This is a genomic window from Flavimarina sp. Hel_I_48, assembly GCF_000733945.1.
GTDB lineage: Bacteria > Bacteroidota > Bacteroidia > Flavobacteriales > Flavobacteriaceae > Leeuwenhoekiella.
Window position 1 is genome coordinate 1395703 of sequence record NZ_JPOL01000002.1, and the last position, 16284, is coordinate 1411986.

17 protein-coding genes are annotated in these 16284 nt (G+C 41.0%); 4 read left to right on the plus strand and 13 right to left on the minus strand.

Features of this window, described 5'->3' with window-relative positions; translation table 11 throughout:
- Positions 1–24: 24 nt before the first annotated feature.
- A complete protein-coding gene (locus tag P162_RS06310) occupies positions 25–1116 on the minus strand; it encodes an endonuclease/exonuclease/phosphatase family protein (RefSeq protein WP_241077738.1) in 1092 nt (363 codons plus the stop codon).
- Between the two features lie 70 nt (positions 1117–1186).
- Between P162_RS06310 and P162_RS06315 the strand changes: the two genes are divergently transcribed.
- The 4 genes from P162_RS06315 to hflX all read left to right on the plus strand — a co-directional run bounded on the left by P162_RS06315 (position 1187) and on the right by hflX (position 6543).
- Positions 1187–3940, plus strand: a complete 2754-nt coding sequence (locus tag P162_RS06315) for a TonB-dependent receptor (RefSeq protein WP_031426408.1) — start codon at positions 1187–1189, stop codon at positions 3938–3940.
- A gap of 18 nt (positions 3941–3958) precedes the next feature.
- Positions 3959–4792: a DUF5689 domain-containing protein gene (locus P162_RS06320; protein WP_051907802.1), complete on the plus strand. Its 834-nt coding sequence runs from the start codon at positions 3959–3961 to the stop codon at positions 4790–4792.
- A 93-nt stretch (positions 4793–4885) separates the two neighbouring features.
- On the plus strand, positions 4886–5170 hold the full coding sequence (locus P162_RS06325; protein ID WP_051907803.1) for a DUF1456 family protein: 285 nt from the start codon (positions 4886–4888) through the stop codon (positions 5168–5170).
- A gap of 143 nt (positions 5171–5313) precedes the next feature.
- Entirely contained in the window at positions 5314–6543 is a 1230-nt protein-coding gene (gene hflX, locus P162_RS06330) for a GTPase HflX (RefSeq protein ID WP_031426411.1), read from the plus strand.
- A gap of 113 nt (positions 6544–6656) precedes the next feature.
- Here hflX and P162_RS06335 read toward each other — a convergent pair whose 3' ends face one another.
- The 12 genes from P162_RS06335 to sufB all read right to left on the minus strand — a co-directional run bounded on the left by P162_RS06335 (position 6657) and on the right by sufB (position 16242).
- Complete coding sequence (locus P162_RS06335; protein WP_031426412.1) at positions 6657–7589, minus strand: DUF3078 domain-containing protein; 933 nt, start codon at positions 7587–7589, stop codon at positions 6657–6659.
- Between the two features lie 72 nt (positions 7590–7661).
- The gene (locus P162_RS06340) at positions 7662–8165 is read right to left on the minus strand and encodes a DUF2480 family protein (protein WP_031426413.1); all 504 of its coding nucleotides are present in this window, start codon (positions 8163–8165) and stop codon (positions 7662–7664) included.
- A gap of 8 nt (positions 8166–8173) precedes the next feature.
- Complete coding sequence (locus P162_RS06345; protein WP_031426414.1) at positions 8174–8503, minus strand: DUF59 domain-containing protein; 330 nt, start codon at positions 8501–8503, stop codon at positions 8174–8176.
- An 11-nt stretch (positions 8504–8514) separates the two neighbouring features.
- Positions 8515–8874, minus strand: coding sequence for an SdpI family protein (locus tag P162_RS06350; RefSeq protein ID WP_035916905.1), 360 nt, complete (start codon positions 8872–8874; stop codon positions 8515–8517).
- Positions 8875–8880: 6 nt separating this feature from the next.
- Positions 8881–9306: a SufE family protein gene (locus tag P162_RS06355; RefSeq protein ID WP_031426416.1), complete on the minus strand. Its 426-nt coding sequence runs from the start codon at positions 9304–9306 to the stop codon at positions 8881–8883.
- Entirely contained in the window at positions 9303–9953 is a 651-nt protein-coding gene (locus tag P162_RS06360; RefSeq protein ID WP_081868387.1) for a DUF4377 domain-containing protein, read from the minus strand. The genes P162_RS06355 and P162_RS06360 overlap by 4 nt, the downstream gene beginning before the upstream one ends.
- 58 nt (positions 9954–10011) lie before the next feature.
- A complete protein-coding gene (locus P162_RS06365) occupies positions 10012–11250 on the minus strand; it encodes an aminotransferase class V-fold PLP-dependent enzyme (RefSeq protein ID WP_031426418.1) in 1239 nt (412 codons plus the stop codon).
- An 83-nt stretch (positions 11251–11333) separates the two neighbouring features.
- A complete protein-coding gene (gene sufD, locus P162_RS06370; RefSeq protein ID WP_031426419.1) occupies positions 11334–12647 on the minus strand; it encodes a Fe-S cluster assembly protein SufD in 1314 nt (437 codons plus the stop codon).
- Positions 12648–12712: 65 nt separating this feature from the next.
- Positions 12713–13465, minus strand: a complete 753-nt coding sequence (sufC, locus tag P162_RS06375) for a Fe-S cluster assembly ATPase SufC (protein ID WP_031426420.1) — start codon at positions 13463–13465, stop codon at positions 12713–12715.
- A 56-nt stretch (positions 13466–13521) separates the two neighbouring features.
- Positions 13522–13869: a hypothetical protein gene (locus tag P162_RS06380; RefSeq protein WP_031426421.1), complete on the minus strand. Its 348-nt coding sequence runs from the start codon at positions 13867–13869 to the stop codon at positions 13522–13524.
- Positions 13869–14771 carry an MBL fold metallo-hydrolase gene (locus P162_RS06385; RefSeq protein ID WP_051907804.1) on the minus strand — a complete coding sequence of 301 codons (903 nt, stop codon included), beginning with the start codon at positions 14769–14771 and terminating at the stop codon, positions 13869–13871. The genes P162_RS06380 and P162_RS06385 overlap by 1 nt, the downstream gene beginning before the upstream one ends.
- 25 nt (positions 14772–14796) lie before the next feature.
- Complete coding sequence (sufB, locus tag P162_RS06390) at positions 14797–16242, minus strand: Fe-S cluster assembly protein SufB (RefSeq protein WP_031426423.1); 1446 nt, start codon at positions 16240–16242, stop codon at positions 14797–14799.
- Between the last annotated feature and the right edge of the window lie 42 nt (positions 16243–16284).

Below are 16284 nucleotides of genomic sequence, written 5' to 3' on the forward strand. Positions count from 1 at the left end.
TCTGTTTTTAAGCCATTTTCACTGCTATTCAACTCGTTTTATAAGATAAACATAAACCGGAAAGTGATCGCTGTATCCACCGGTGTAGCTTCCGTTTGCAAAACTTCTGTAGGGATACCCCTTGTAGCGGCCATCTGGATTGCTTAAAAAGGCTTCATTGAAAATCCCTGCCTTGTAAAATCTGTAGCTGTTAAAATCTTTTTTTAAAAAGGGTTCAGAAAGAATGATCTGATCAAAAAGATTCCAGCGGTCTCTGTAAGCAAGTGTACCCGTACCGGTTTTAAAAATACTACCCATAGGGTTAAACAACCCTAAACTCTTTACCTGACGCTTCTTATCTTTGGCGCCCAGTACTTTCTTTATACTCTTGTTTATTGGATCATCATTAAAATCACCCATGGTAACAATTTTTACATTCGGGGCACTGGCCTGCAGGGAATCTATAATCCGCTTGTTTAGTGCTGCCGCAGCTTCCCGCTTATAACTACTTCGCGCCTCACCTCCACGCCGCGAGGGCCAGTGATTCACAATAAAAAATATATTATCAGTATCCAGAATTCCCGAAACCAGGAGTTGGTCGCGGGTGTACACACGCTTATCAGGCTCTTCTGTATCGTAAAGCGATAGTTCGTACGCTGTGCTTTTTATCACTTTAAAAAGGTCTTTTTGATATAAAAGCGCCACATCTATTCCCCTCCGGTCTGGCGAATCATAATGAACGATACCATAGTTTTTCTCCTTTAATAGCGGTTGGTTAACCAGATCTTCCAGCACTTTTCGGTTTTCTATTTCGGCTACGCCTAAAATCGCCGGACTCGTTTGTGCGACCTCAGCACCTATCTTATTAATGACAAAGGCCATGTTTTTTAGCTTCTCTTGATAAATTTCTTCCGTCCAGTGGTCTTTCCCATCTGGCGTACGGTCGTCATCAAATGTTATGGGATCGTTTAAGGTATCAAACAGGTTCTCCAGATTATAAAAAGCAACCGTAACGACCTTAAAATCCTCCTTTTTCTGACCTAAAATGGCTTGAAAAGAGTTAAAAATAAATACAATAAGGAATACTTTAAAATGCATTTGCTCGTAGTGAAAGGGTCCTTTGGCTAAAAAATCCATAAAGTCAATGTAATACATTTATATTACTTCCTGATCCTTAAACACTTCTAAAACAACCAAACCAAGTTGCATGGCAAAGAACTATTTATTTCTTCTTTTCTTGTCATTTATAAGCTCAAGCGCCTTTGGGCAGTCCTACACCTTATCAGGAAAAGTTGTGGATATAGTCAATGGAAAACCATTATCAGATATTGAAATACATGTGGAAAACACCCACTTCACTACGAAAACCGATATTAACGGTTCATTTTTTATAGAAGGAAACCTTCCGCCGGGAAATCAGATCGTGCTTGTAGAAGCAGAGGGTTTTACAGATCAACGACTCCCGGTGCTCTTTGAAAATGGCCTGCCCGTGCACATTCCCCTGATTCCGCTGGAAGTAAATATTACCGAAGAACAATTGCAAATAGGAATCATAAGCCTGAGTGACCAAGAACTAAATGCAGATGCGGGCGATGCAGATTACAGTATTTCCGGATTACTTTCTGCCTCAAAAGATGCCTTTCTTACCGCAGCTGCCTATGATTTTAGTGCAACTTTTTTCCGTCCAAGGGGACTGGGCAGCGAGCGGGGAAAAATACTCATCAACGGTATAGAGATGAACAAACTGTACAGCGGTAGGCCGCAATGGGGCAACTGGGGCGGACTCAACGATATGCAGCGCAACCGTATTTTCACCCTGGGGACAGCGGCAAACGATTATACTTTTGGTGGACTTGCCGGAACCACGAACATCATCATGCGCGCTTCACAATACCGCCGTGGCGGCCGTGTATCCTATGCTTCTTCAAACCGTACCTACAAAGGGCGCATCATAGGTTCCTACAATTCTGGACTTAATAAAAACGGCTGGGCATATAGCGTATCCCTGGCGAGGCGCTATGGTAATGAAGGTTACATGGACGGTAGTCTGTACGATGCAAACTCAATATTCATCGCGGTAGAAAAAGAGATAAATCCGGCTCACAGCCTTAATTTTTCGGCATTTTATACGCCTAACAGGCGTGGAAAGTCTTCGGCAAACACGCAGGAGGTGATTGATTTAAAGGGACGCAGGTACAATTCCTATTGGGGAAAACAGGATGGGGAAATCCGTAATTCGCGTACACGCAAAATCAAAGAACCCGTTTTTATGCTGAACCATTACTGGAATCTTTCAGAAAAGATCAATATAAACACAAACGTGGCGTATCAATTTGGCAGTATGGGCAACAGCAGATTGGGCTATGACAACGCACCAAATCCTGACCCGGGCTACTACCAGAAATTGCCCAGCTATTTTATAGGATATCGGGATTCGCCCAACAGGGAAACCGCCTACCGTGCCTATGAAAATTTTACTGAAGATGGTCAAATAAACTGGGACGGCCTTTACAAAACCAATATTCTATACGGCGGCAACGCGTGCTATTATCTCTATGAAGACCGCGTTGACGATAAACAGCTTACCGCTAATAGTATTGTAAACGTTAGGATAAACGATAACGTAAACCTGAATGCTTCCATAAATCTTAAAAGCCTGACTTCCCATAATTATGCGAATACACTTGACCTGCTGGGCGCCACGACCTATCTGGATATTGACACGTTCAATACGGGCGATGCTGCACAAAGCGATCTCAACAATCCCAATAGACGTGTGGGTGAAGGGGAAATTATCAAGTACAATTTTGAGATCAATGCATTGCAGGCCGATGTTTTTATGCAAGCACAGTTTAGCTATAACCGGTTTGATTTTTTCCTTTCTGCAAGTGGCGGGACTACTACATATCAACGTAACGGACTCTTTAAAAACGGTAATTATCCTGAGGATTCTGAAGGGAAAAGCGATAAATTGTCCTTTGCACCTTACGGAATAAAAGGCGGCATGACCTACAAATATTCCGGTAGGCACATTTTTACAATGAACAGTGCGTACTTGAAAACGGCACCTGTATTGCGCAATGCTTTTTCCAATTCAAGACAGAACAACCGCACGGTTATCAATCTTCAGAATGAGGGAAATATTAATCTGGATCTAAGTTATATCTATCGCGATCCTATTGTGAGCGCACGGCTGACCGGGTATTATATCGCGATGAACGATGCCACGGAAATTTCTTTTTATTACGCTGACGGTATTTCTGGTCTGGGAAGAAATGTGACCACCGCTTTTGTGCAGGAAGTACTCACCAATGTTGACAAAACGCATCTGGGCGGCGAACTGGGCATTGAAGCGCAGCTCACGCCCACGATTAAGGTAAAAGGCGCAGCGGCCTACGGTCAATATACCTATAGCAACAATCCCGATCTATACCTTACCTCAGATGATTTTAATGCCGAAGTAGAATTTGGCCAGGCCAATCTTAAAAACTACCGTATTGCGGGAGGACCGCAACAGGCCTTTCAGCTGGGCTTTGAGTACCGGGACCCTGAGTATTGGTTTTTTGGTACCACGGCAAATTATTTTTCACATGCTTATGTAGATATCGCTCCACTTACCCGTACCAAAAACTTTTATCAGGATACAGACGGGCTTCCCTTTAATGATTACGATCCACAGCTCGCACGCGAACTGCTCAAACAAGAGCGTTTTGAAGACTATATGCTCGTCAATGCCATAGGTGGAAAATCCTGGCGGGTAGGCAGTTATTATGTGGGTTTCTTTGCGGTGATCAACAATGTTCTCAATACAACTTATAAAACCGGCGGTTTTGAACAAGGACGCAGTGCCAACTTTAGAACCCTACAGGAAGATGCGCAACGGGAAACCCGCATTTTTGGACCTAAATACTGGTCAGGTTACGGTACAAGTTATTACCTCAATTTCTATATCAGGTTTTAGTATTTAAATAAAGTCAAAATGAAAAATTTCAAACCTACTTTTCTATTGCTCTTATTGATCCTCACTTGTGCAGGATGCGTACACGATGACGATTTTGAAGTCCCTGAAATCAATACAGAAGAAGTGGAAATTAGCGCTAATTTCAGTATTGCCAAAGCAAAAGAATTTTACCGTGGTTTTGATCCTGTTCTTATCAATGCCGGCCCCAATGCGGATGCGCCCCTCTATGTGGAAGGGTATGTGGTTTCCAGTGATGAATCTGGCAACTTTTTCAGGACTTTGATCATTCAGGATAAACCCGAAAATCCCACGAGCGCCATTGCGATTTCCACAGATGCAACGGATGTGTACACGCTTTTTGAACCGGGCCGAAAAGTGCTTGTGCGCGTTGACGGGCTTTATAGTGGCGAATTTGCAGGTTTGCCCACCATAGGGCTTCAGGGCGAAGGCGGGTCTGGGGATGTGGGGCGTATATCTACCGGTGAATTTGATGAGCGGGTGTTGCGAACCAATACTACAGCGACTTTGATTCCATTAGTCATTGCCATCAATGATGTAGCGGAAAAATACCTTAACATGCTCGTGCAGTTTGATAACGTCCAGATTCCGGAAGAGGAGTTGGGCGAATCCTATGCAAATATCAACAACACCTACGGCGTAGATCGCGCGCTTGCTAATTGCGCCGGTGATCAGGTAATCCTGCGCACCAGCGGCTATGCCGCTTTTAAAAATCTGGAACTCCCTGCCGGAAACGGGTCAATAATTACCATTTTAGGTAAGTTTAACGCCAATTTTCAGGTGTATATTCGGGATCTGGAGGATGTTGCGATGGATGGTGAACGCTGCAAATAACCCTTCAAAAAGGCCAATTATTGGTCAAAAATGGTTAAAAAACGCTCTTTTTTGACGTATATTTTTTTGGTCTAAAAAAAGTATCTTTGCTGCATGGCACTATCTAACAACGACATTTTTAAAAAATTACGTGTAGCCCATAAACTGCGCGATGATGATATTGTAAAAATTTGCAGCCTTGTGGATTTTTCGGTATCAAAAAGTGAACTGGGAGCAATTTTTAGGCATGAAAGCCATCCCAAATATGTGGAATGTGGTGATCAGTTTCTACGAAATTTCCTTAACGGACTCGTGATTCACATGCGCGGCCCTATGCCAGAGAAAAAGCCGAAAGCACCTTCAAAACCCAAAAGACCAAAATCCCAGGATAATAAATAAGGTTTAAGGTTTTCATAAGAGAGATTTTCAGCTTAAAAAACTACTTTTCAAGCATTATAGGAAGTTTTTCCCAAAAGTTTACGGTCGTATGCTTTGCTATGGATTAACGTTTTCCTAAACATTTTTGTACTTTATTTTAAACTATGATTGAAGAAACTAATATAGAATATGAAAGGACGGTTCTCATTGGCTTGATCACACAATATCAAGACGCAGATAAGTCCAAAGAATATATGGATGAGCTTGAATTTCTTGCTTATACCGCAGGCGGGGAAGTTTATACCCGTTTCACCCAAAAACTGGAAAGACCTGATCCCAAAACGTTTTTGGGAAGTGGTAAAATTGACGAAATACGTGCATACGTTGAACAACACGAGATAGGAACGGCAATTTTTGATGATGAACTGAGTCCGGCGCAGCAAAAGAACATTGAAAAAATACTCAAGTGCAAGATCGTAGACCGCACAAACCTTATCCTTGATATTTTTGCACAGCGCGCGCAGACCAGTTATTCCCGCACCCAGGTAGAACTCGCGCAATATGAATATTTATTGCCGCGCCTTGCCGGTATGTGGACACACTTAGAGCGTCAGCGAGGTGGTATAGGAATGCGCGGGCCTGGTGAAACGGAGATCGAGACTGACCGTCGTATTGTGCGTGACCGTATCTCATTACTCAAGAAAAAGATCGAGAAAATTGACAAGCAGCAAGAAGTGCAGCGCGGTAATCGTGGCGCATTGATACGTGTTGCTCTTGTAGGCTATACTAACGTGGGAAAATCCACTTTGATGAATGCCATTAGTAAGAGTGATGTTTTTGTACAGAACAAACTTTTTGCGACATTAGATACAACGGTGCGCAAGGTGGTGATAAAAAACCTCCCTTTTCTGTTGAGCGATACGGTAGGTTTTATAAGGAAACTGCCCACCCAATTAGTAGAATCTTTTAAAAGTACGCTTGACGAAGTGCGTGAAGCTGATTTGTTACTCCACGTTGTCGATATCTCACATCCCGAATTTGAAGATCATATTGCTTCGGTGAACCAGATTCTTGATGAGATCAAAAGTTCTGACAAGCCTACATTGATGGTTTTCAACAAAATTGATGCTTATGAGCATAAAACCATTGAAGAGGATGATCTGGTTACAGAGCGCACGACAGAGCATTACACCTTAAAGGAATGGGAACGCACGTGGATGAACCGGGTGGGAGATGATGCCATATTTATTTCGGCTCTTAAGAAAAAATCGCTCAAAGATTTTAAACGGAAGGTTTATGAGCGCGTGCGCGAATTGCATGTGACCCGTTTCCCTTACAACAACTTCCTGTATCCCGACTACGACACGTACACGGAAGGGGAAGAAGAAGAATAAATACGGTAAAAAGTATTGCAATAATTACCAATTAAGCATAAAAAACGCCCGATTTCCAGTTGAAAATCGGGCGTTTTTGTTGTTTTTACCTTGTACAGCAAAACTATATTTTCTTAGAATTTATAATTCAATCCCAGCAAATAATAGGTTTGTAATTTATTATCTACGTTGTCAAACGTAACATCAGGATCTGGAGTACTTTGCTTGTTTCGCGCGTAATCCAGTGCTTCCGCTTTGTTATCGCGCATACCAAATTCAAAACCAACACCTATATTTTTCCATAGAGTATAACCGAAAGCGTTTATCCAGGTAAAATTGGAAAAATCCGAATTCTTGTAGCTCTGAAAGGCAGATAAATTCGATTTAAAGGAGATTGCTCCAATTTCACGGGTATAATCCACCAGAAACTTTGCACCTAAAGTGGATTCATAAATATTCTCTCCCTGACTAAAAACAATATTATAGTTGAGCGGGTTTACGGTCACCGTAAGATTGTCCAACGGCGTCCATGTACCACCCAGACCCAGATCTAAATAGCCAGGATCATTAAAGTTAGATAAGATTGTAGTCCTGTATTCCCCCAATGCAGATATGGCAAATTTTTCGGTCAGTTTATAACCGTATAATGAGGATACATTAAAAACGTCTGTTGATTCCTGAAAACTATCATCATCAGTAGGATCATCCTGATCATCAAATTTTACCCAGGCAATATTCACATTCAAAGCATTGCGCCAGAAGTATTTTGGTTCTTTAAGATTTGCAAACGCATTGACCGTAAAGCCTATATTTCCTGCGGAAACATTAGGAGTTCCCTGTGAATACCAGTTGTTAAAACCAGAGAAACTACCACCGATTGTTCCAAAGGCGCCTAATTTCCAACCCGGAAGGTTATCAATTTGTTTTTGAAGGGCATTGACGCGTTTCTCAATCGCCGAAATGGAATCCTTTTTTTCTTTTTTAGCTGCTTTGAGCTCTTGTTCTGTTTGTGCAAAAGAGAAGCTTACCGCAAATAATAAAAAGAAGCTAAGTACAATATTTTTCATGGAAAGTGTTAAGATGTATACTTCTGCAAAAATCCTTTATTTATTGACTTGATCAAAGGATATTCAAGCTTTTTACTTTTTTTTATATAATGGGACGGCAGAACAAGCCTCACCAAACATTAAGCTCTTTACCACTGGTTGTAATTTTTGCAGGAGTTCCAGGTAAGCGTTTTCCGGTACGGGTTTATTCGTACAACCTTTTATAATGATTAGCTGATCGCGATATTTTTCTACATCTATTCGATCAATCAAGGTGGAAAAAAGACGTGTTTCCAGTTCTACTTTGTCCCCTTTCACCACGTATTTTGCATAAGGTGCGAGATGTGCTGTAACAAGCATAAAAGCCCAGGCGGGCAAGATTGCATCTGCACTGCAATAAAGCGCAATATAATTGCCTTCATGCTGCGTCCAGTCATACTTTTTAAGCTGCTCCCTGAAATCCTTTTCCCTAAGAATAAAACCTTCGTATAACCATTGCGATATATCAATAGTTTCACGTTTTCCTTCAGGATATAAGTCCTCAAGGTTAAAGGTGATTAGCTTGCTGTCTGCAACGCGGTTTACGATTTCGTTCATTTGGGATTTTATAAAAGTCCTAATTCAAGTTTAGCTTCATCACTCATCAAATCCTGCGTCCATGGTGGGTCAAAAGTAATTTCAACCTCACAGTCCTTCACTTTTTCTATCGTTTTCACCTTCTCCTCTACTTCCAGCGGAAGGGTTTCTGCCACGGGACAGTTGGGCGTTGTAAGTGTCATTAGGATTTTTGTTTCATAATCTTCATTGACAAAAACATCGTAAATCAATCCCAGTTCATAAATATCAACGGGAATTTCAGGATCATAAATCGTCTTTAATACGCGTACAACTTTCTCTCCCAGCTCTTGTGTATCTAATTCTTTTAATTCGCTCATAATGTAAGATCTTAATCGGTTTTAAATTTTGTTTTAAGCGCACGCTCTGTACTCATAAATATAAATACAGCAGCACTTAGTATAGGTATGGTTATGATTAGGTTTTGTGTCAGGCTTTCAAATCGCTCCCAATCAATAAATACGGCAAACAAGCTCAATAGCACCAAAAATATACCGGCTTTTATCATTTGAAGGGCTGAAAAACGCTGAGCAAAATCCCAATTTGCCTGGCCTTTTCTGGAACGCTTTGTCCTATACCCATAAAAAAGATTGATTTTTCCCGGTGGGAAAATAAGCATGAAAAGGCCAATAATAGCAAAGATGCCACCGCAGGATATTAGTGCCGCAAATACGTTGCTATTTAAGTCCATCGTCGTTTAATCTAATTGTGTCTGGTAAGCGATTGCATACAGCTTAATTTGCTTAATCATACTTACCAGTCCATTGGCCCTTGTGGGCGATAAATGTTCTTTCAACCCTATTTTGTCAATAAATGCGGTATCCGCATCCAGAATTTCTTTAGGGGGCTGTCCAGAAAAGGTACGTATTAAAATGGCGATTATACCTTTAGTAATGATCGCGTCGCTATCTGCGGTAAAAGCCACCTTTCCTTCTTCCATATCAGCATGAACCCATACTTTGCTCTGGCAACCTTTGATGATATATTCTTCGGTTTTATACTTCTCGTTGATAAGTGGAAGCGATTTCCCAAGTTCTATCATGTATTCATACCGCTCCATCCAGTCGTCAAACATGGCAAACTCATCAACAATCTCGTTTTGTATTTCCTGTATACTGCTCATTCTTCTGTTTTAAGGCTAGCCGTAAGTACGGTCTCGTCACCTTTCATTAAATTCAATTGATCCTGCTTCAACGTAAAGTGATCAACCTGATTCATTGCCTGAAAAAAATCCCTTTCAAGTTCTGGCTTTTCGCACATCATTTTTGTGGTTGCCGCCTGTGAAAATTTTATTTTTTCACCACTTGTTGTAAAAGTACCCATAAACCTGTTGCAGATCCCTTTACCACTAACCTGTCCTTCTTTTGCATTAAATTTCATTTCCATGGCACGGTCAGCGACAGATTGCCCCATAAAGGTAGCGATACTAAAATTCCCCTTAAGGCTTAAATCATCCTGTCCCATTTTGGTTTTATCAAGTATGCGTTTTAGGGTGTATTTTAAATGTGATGCATCTGCAGGACTATCTTTTGCCTGTTCTTTTTCAACTTCCAAGGTGTAAACATATCCTGGTTCATAATCGAAACCCTCTATATTTCCGTAGAATTGCTCCCAGGTTGCGGTACTGTCTTTTTTGACCTGAAGGCAGTCCTGAGCAGATTCTCCCGTACATGGAACTTTTGAAGAACCAACAATCAGGGTTTCCGTAGAGATGCCTCCGCAGGAAATGCAGAACAGACAAATGATAAGCACTACAAAGAAATTTCTCATTCGCATATATTAGTCATATTGAATTTAGGTGTCGCCCCCGGGTATGATCTAAAGCATTTTATCTCAGCATGTTCAGTGCACGTTTCAGCGCTGTAATCATAACGTCAATTTCTTCTTTGGTATTATAAAAAGCAAACGAAGCACGTACCGTACCGGGAATTTTATAATAATCCATAATGGGCTGCGCACAATGATGTCCCGTCCGCACCGCTATACCCAGTTTATCAAGGATGGTACCAATATCGTAGGGATGAATTTCATCAACATTAAAGGAAATTACCGCTGTTTTTTCTTTGGCTTCGCCAAAAATGCGCATGCCCTCAATTTTCTTCAGTTCATTCGTCCCGTAAACCAATAACTCATGCTCATATGCGGCTATAGCATCAAAACCTATGGCATTCATATAATCCAGCGCTGCGCCAAAGGCGATACCCCCACAAATATTAGGCGTCCCCGCTTCAAATTTATGCGGAAGTCCAGCATAGGTTGTTTTTTCAAATGTTACGGTCGCGATCATTTCACCGCCCCCTTGATATGGTGGTAGTTTTGTAAGCCATTCTTCTTTACCGTACAGCACGCCCACACCCGTAGGCCCGCACATTTTATGCGCTGAAGCTACGTAGAAGTCGGCATCAAGTGCTTGCACGTCTGCTTTTACATGTGGTGCAGCCTGTGCCCCGTCTATAAGTACGGCACCTCCCACGGCATGCGTCTTATCAATAATTTCCTTGATGGGATTTACGGTACCCAGTGCATTACTTACATGATTTACAAAAACCAGTTTTACATCCTCGGTGATCGTAGCGTTGAAAGCAACCATATCCAGTTCACCGGAATGCTTCATGGGGATCACCTTTAACACGGCTCCTGATTTTTCACAAAGCATTTGCCAGGGTACGATGTTGCTATGATGTTCCATCGCGGAAACCAATATCACATCTCCCTTTCCTATTAAATTGGCAAAACCCGCTGCAACCATATTGATCCCATGAGTCGTTCCTGATGTGAAAATAATCTCATAGGGATTTTTTGCATTAAAATGCTTTTGGATCTTGATCCTCGCCTGCTCATAAGCATCTGTTGCTTCCTGTGACAAGGCGTGAACCCCACGGTGAATATTGGCATTATAGTGCGAGTAATAATCTACAATCGCATCAATAACCTGCTGGGGGGTTTGTGAAGTTGCGGCATTGTCAAAATAAACCAATGGATTACCATTGACCTTGCGCGTTAAAATAGGGAAATCACTACGGATTTTCTCCACTGGAAAAGTGCGGGGTTCTTGTATGGTATTCATGAATTTAGTTTACTCAGATTATCATTCTTTTTACTCTAAAAACCGATAAAAAGGGCTGAAAACAACCCTAAATAACCGTTTTTTTAGACATCAAAACCAATATGAACACCAATCTTATTGGCGATCAATTTTGTTATCCTGGTTTTAATCTGTGGTATTTTTACGCTTTCCAGTACGGTATTGGCGAAGGCATACATCAACAAAGCCCTGGCCTCTTTTTTGCCGATACCGCGGGAGCGCATATAAAAAAGAGCACTCTCGTCAAGTTGACCAATAGTGCAACCGTGCGAACAACGTACATCATCTGCAAATATTTCCAGCTGCGGTTTTGAATTTATGGTCGCTTTATCACTTACCAGAATATTATTGTTGCTTTGGTAAGCATTGATCTTTTGTGCGATTTTATCTACCAGTACTTTACCATTAAAAACACCGGTAGAGCGATCATCAAAAATACCTTTATAATCCTGATGGCTTTCACAGTTGGGCTGAATATGGTGCACGAGCGTATTGTGATCTACGTGCTGCTTACCTTCAATAATCGTAACCCCTTTTAAAATGGAATTGATGTGTTCCCCATTCTGATAAAAATTGAGGTTGTTACGCGTTAATTTTCCACCAAAAGAAAAGGTATGTACCGAAACTTCACTATTGTCCCGCTGATCAATATGGGTATTATCAATAAGCGAAGCTTCTTCTTTATCGTTCTGTATTTTGTAATAATCAACCATGGCCCGTTTACCGGCATGGATTTCAGTCACTGAATTTGTAAAAACAGCGTTATTACCTAAGCTTTGGTGCCGTTCAATAATCTGAACTTCAGTATTTTCTTCGGCAATAATGAGATTACGGGGCTGCAGCATAAAATTAGCCTCGTTCCCGGTAGCCAGATGGATGATCTGTATAGGCTTGTTTACCGCCTTTCCCTTTGGAATATAAATATAGGCGCCTTCTTTTGCAAAGGCGGTATTTAGGGATGTCAGGCTGCTTTCTTTAGCGATCTTGTTGTAATATACATCTATGACCGGTTTGTATTTTGCTTTATCAAGTGCGGAACTCAACAGGCAAATATCTACACCATCATGGGTCGTTTCAGATAAGTAAGAGCTGTAAACGCCATCAATAAAGACAATTTTATAGGTGTCAATATCATGAATGAAATATTTCTTGACATCCTTAAATTCTATGGTATCTTCTGTAGCCGGAGTTATACTAAAATCATTTTTGACAATGCTGTTAAGTGAAGTATACTTCCAGTCTTCATCTTTTTTAGTCGGAAACCCCTGGGATTCAAAATTGCGTATGGATTTGTCCCGCAATTCGCTCATGGAATTGTTGAGATCCATATTTTCCTGATAGGCCAAATAAGATGATAGTAATTTATCTTTTAAATTCATTGTATTTGTTTTAATAGCACTGAAAAATGCGTGAAAAAGGGCGTTTTTATATCAAAAACACCACTTTATGCGGTAAGTTCTGCTTTTACCCAGTCGTACCCTTTTTCCTCTAATTCATATGCAAGTTCCTTACCACCAGATTTTACAATCCTTCCTTCAATCATAACGTGCACGAAGTCAGGAACGATATATTCCAGTAAACGCTGGTAGTGCGTGATCACGAGAATGGATTTATCTGCAGCGCGCAATTTATTCACGCCACTGGCCACAATGCGCAAAGCATCAATATCCAGTCCTGAATCTGTTTCATCAAGAATAGCCAACTTGGGATCAAGCATGGCCATTTGGAAAATCTCATTTCTCTTCTTCTCCCCGCCCGAAAATCCTTCATTTAAGGAACGTGCCAGGAATTTGCGATCCATATCAAGCAATTCAGACTTTTCACGGATAAGCTTTAGCATTTCGCTTGCCGGCATATCCTCAAGACCTTTAGCTTTTCGGGTTTGATTAATAGCTGTTTTTATAAAATTTGTAACCGAAACACCAGGGATTTCAATAGGATATTGAAACGATAGAAACAAACCTTTGTGGGCACGTTCTTCCGCATCAAGTTCAAGAAGGGACTCCCCTTCAAAAAGCACTTCACCTCCAGATACCTCATATTCCTCTTTACCGGCAATGACAGAAGAAAGTGTGCTCTTACCAGAACCATTAGGTCCCATAATAGCGTGTACTTCACCAGCATTAATTTCTAGATCAATACCGTTTAATATCTGTTTGCCTTCAATCCCGGCACTTAAATTCTTTACTTGTAGCATATATTCTTGCTTTGTGAGCAGTCTGGACTGCCCGTAATTTTAATTTATTTACTCTTTTATTTTGTGTTGCTCACTTTTTCCTGCCGAACCTTTAGGGATCCTACAGCAATGATTTTGTCAACCTTAACGATGGTGTCCCACCCTTCTGTGTTTTTTTCTTTTTCGTGCAAACTTCCTTCTATAATGATGGGAACCATATCAAAATCCCCATTTTTAAAAGCAGCTGCCTCTTTTGCCAATTGCATGGTCATACTGTCTATTTCAACACCATAAATAAAATCCTCACCTTTAATAACTGCTGAATCAGCGATATAAATAAAATCTCCTGTTATTACATTTTCACGCTTATCGGTACAACTGAAAAGTACGAGAAGAAAGCTACTAACGATGAAAAATTGTTTCATTATTTCAGGGATTTGGGCGCTTTCTGCAATGATTTAAAATCGTTTATATCATGTTGAATGTAGATTTTAGGGTTTTTCACCCTTACAAACTCATCCACTATATCTAAATTTTTATTTGATTCTGCCCAACTTTCAATAAGGTCTGAATTCACCATTCTACCTTTATGCTCCATAAAATGATACTTGTCTCTCGCGAGAAGTACAGGTCCATGTTGCTCTAAGTTCACAAACAAACCCTGATTACCGTCAGCAGGACCTGACACATATTTGACAATTACTTTACCATCATCAAAAAGATCATAGTCACCATTGAGCATTTTTTTATCTGTCAATTTATCAAAGCTGGCCAGATCGTATAAATTGTTATCTTTTACGGAATCACTTTTTATAAAATCAAGGGTATTTTCCTGAACGAGCCATTTCGCGTTGGGAAAGTAGTTAGCGGCGCCTGTATGGTCAAAATATATGTTAGAGAACCCAATATAATCCACATCCTCAGTACTTAAACCTATACTTGCCAATTGCTTAACCAAACTATCCTTGCGGGAAATAGTAAACGCGCCATCTGAAGTCGTAAAGGGGTCTTCCCCCACCACTTTTTCCGGTAAGCCCGTATCCCATATCAACACCCCTTTAGAATGCTTGACCACATAAAAGGCATCGGCTAATATGCGAAGCTCATTCTCCTGGGTTTCTTGTTTACGTGAATGTTGATTTCCATGTTCAAAAATCCTTCCACCGTCAAAAACAAACAATTCCAAAGCATTTTCAGTTTCCAATTGTTCTTCTACACGCGCGTCGTTCTGGGCATTCTCATAACCTTCCTCAAAACTATTTTTTGAATCCTTACAAGAGCCCAAAAAAAGAAAAATCAAAAATATAAAGCTAAAAGCCTTCTGCATGTACTAAAACTTTTATTGACTAAGATTAACCTACAGAACCTTCCAGGGAAATTTCAAGAAGTTTTTGAGCTTCCACCGCAAACTCCATGGGCAATTTGTTTAAAACCTCTTTACTGAAGCCATTTACGATCAGGGCGATAGCCTTTTCAGTATCTATACCCCGTTGATTACAGTAAAAGATCTGATCTTCCCCTATCTTACTGGTCGTGGCCTCGTGTTCTACTTTTGCCGTCTTGTTCTTCGCCTCGATATAGGGGAATGTATGCGCCCCGCAGGCATTACCCATCAACAAAGAATCACACTGGGAAAAATTACGGGCGTTTTCTGCCCTGCTGTTGATCTGCACCAGACCTCTATAACTATTCTGGGATTTACCGGCAGATATACCTTTTGAAATGATCGTACTACGGGTATTTTTACCTAAATGCACCATTTTAGTTCCCGTATCAGCCTGCTGGTAATTGTTAGTTACTGCAATAGAATAAAATTCACCAATGGAATTATCCCCCTTTAAAATACAACTGGGATATTTCCAGGTAACGGCACTACCGGTCTCTACCTGCGTCCACGATATTTTTGCACTTTTCTCGCAAAGTCCGCGCTTGGTCACAAAATTGAACACGCCACCCTTGCCCTCACTGTTACCAGGATACCAGTTCTGTACAGTAGAATATTTTATCTCTGCATCATCCAGTGCAATAAGTTCAACAACTGCCGCATGCAACTGATTTTCATCACGCGATGGCGCAGTACAACCTTCTAAATAACTGACGTAACTACCTTCATCTGCGATAACCAATGTGCGCTCAAACTGACCGGTACCGGCTTGATTGATCCTAAAATAGGTGGAAAGTTCCATGGGACAACGCACCCCTTTAGGGATATAGCAAAAAGAACCATCACTAAAAACCGCAGAATTCAAAGCCGCATAATAATTATCTTTTTGCGGGACAACGCTGCCCAGATATTTCTTGACCAGATCGCCATGCTCCCGTATAGCTTCGGAAATTGAACAGAAAATAATCCCTTTTTCCGCAAGGGTCTTTTTGAACGTAGTTGCAACAGAAACCGAATCCATTACTACATCTACCGCGACCCCGGCAAGTTTTTTCTGCTCATCAAGTGATATGCCAAGTCTTTTGAAGGTATCCAGCAACTCTGGATCTACTTCATCAAGACTATCGTATTTCGGTTTTTTAGAAGGTGCAGAATAATAGGAAATATTCTGTAAATCTGGTTTTTGATAGTGCACGTTTGCCCAGTCGGGCTCCGTCATTTCAAGAAAACCACGGTAAGCCTCCACGCGCCAGTTGGTCATCCATTCCGGCTCTTCTTTTTTCTTTGAGATAGCACGCACAATATCTTCATTGAGCCCTATGGGGAATGTATCAGACTCAATATCTGTATAAAAGCCATATTTATACTCTTTTGTGGCTAATTCCTTCTCTAAATCTTCTTCTGTATATGCCATAATATATCTTACTAAGCCGCAGTACCTGTTTAAAAGGCGCGG

What these genes read in the sequence shown, in the direction of transcription:
- P162_RS06345 (WP_031426414.1), bottom strand. Translation starts at nt 8,503, where the DNA reads ATGAGCGAATTAAAAGAATTAGATACACAAGAGCTGGGAGAGAAAGTT.
- P162_RS06325 (WP_051907803.1), top strand. Translation starts at nt 4,886, where the DNA reads ATGGCACTATCTAACAACGACATTTTTAAAAAATTACGTGTAGCCCAT.
- P162_RS06385 (WP_051907804.1), bottom strand. Translation starts at nt 14,771, where the DNA reads ATGCAGAAGGCTTTTAGCTTTATATTTTTGATTTTTCTTTTTTTGGGC.
- sufC (WP_031426420.1), bottom strand. Translation starts at nt 13,465, where the DNA reads ATGCTACAAGTAAAGAATTTAAGTGCCGGGATTGAAGGCAAACAGATA.
- sufD (WP_031426419.1), bottom strand. Translation starts at nt 12,647, where the DNA reads ATGAATTTAAAAGATAAATTACTATCATCTTATTTGGCCTATCAGGAA.
- P162_RS06320 (WP_051907802.1), top strand. Translation starts at nt 3,959, where the DNA reads ATGAAAAATTTCAAACCTACTTTTCTATTGCTCTTATTGATCCTCACT.
- P162_RS06350 (WP_035916905.1), bottom strand. Translation starts at nt 8,874, where the DNA reads ATGGACTTAAATAGCAACGTATTTGCGGCACTAATATCCTGCGGTGGC.
- P162_RS06365 (WP_031426418.1), bottom strand. Translation starts at nt 11,250, where the DNA reads ATGAATACCATACAAGAACCCCGCACTTTTCCAGTGGAGAAAATCCGT.
- P162_RS06380 (WP_031426421.1), bottom strand. Translation starts at nt 13,869, where the DNA reads ATGAAACAATTTTTCATCGTTAGTAGCTTTCTTCTCGTACTTTTCAGT.
- hflX (WP_031426411.1), top strand. Translation starts at nt 5,314, where the DNA reads ATGATTGAAGAAACTAATATAGAATATGAAAGGACGGTTCTCATTGGC.
- P162_RS06340 (WP_031426413.1), bottom strand. Translation starts at nt 8,165, where the DNA reads ATGAACGAAATCGTAAACCGCGTTGCAGACAGCAAGCTAATCACCTTT.
- P162_RS06360 (WP_081868387.1), bottom strand. Translation starts at nt 9,953, where the DNA reads ATGAGAAATTTCTTTGTAGTGCTTATCATTTGTCTGTTCTGCATTTCC.
- P162_RS06335 (WP_031426412.1), bottom strand. Translation starts at nt 7,589, where the DNA reads ATGAAAAATATTGTACTTAGCTTCTTTTTATTATTTGCGGTAAGCTTC.
- P162_RS06315 (WP_031426408.1), top strand. Translation starts at nt 1,187, where the DNA reads ATGGCAAAGAACTATTTATTTCTTCTTTTCTTGTCATTTATAAGCTCA.
- P162_RS06355 (WP_031426416.1), bottom strand. Translation starts at nt 9,306, where the DNA reads ATGAGCAGTATACAGGAAATACAAAACGAGATTGTTGATGAGTTTGCC.
- P162_RS06310 (WP_241077738.1), bottom strand. Translation starts at nt 1,116, where the DNA reads ATGGATTTTTTAGCCAAAGGACCCTTTCACTACGAGCAAATGCATTTT.
- sufB (WP_031426423.1), bottom strand. Translation starts at nt 16,242, where the DNA reads ATGGCATATACAGAAGAAGATTTAGAGAAGGAATTAGCCACAAAAGAG.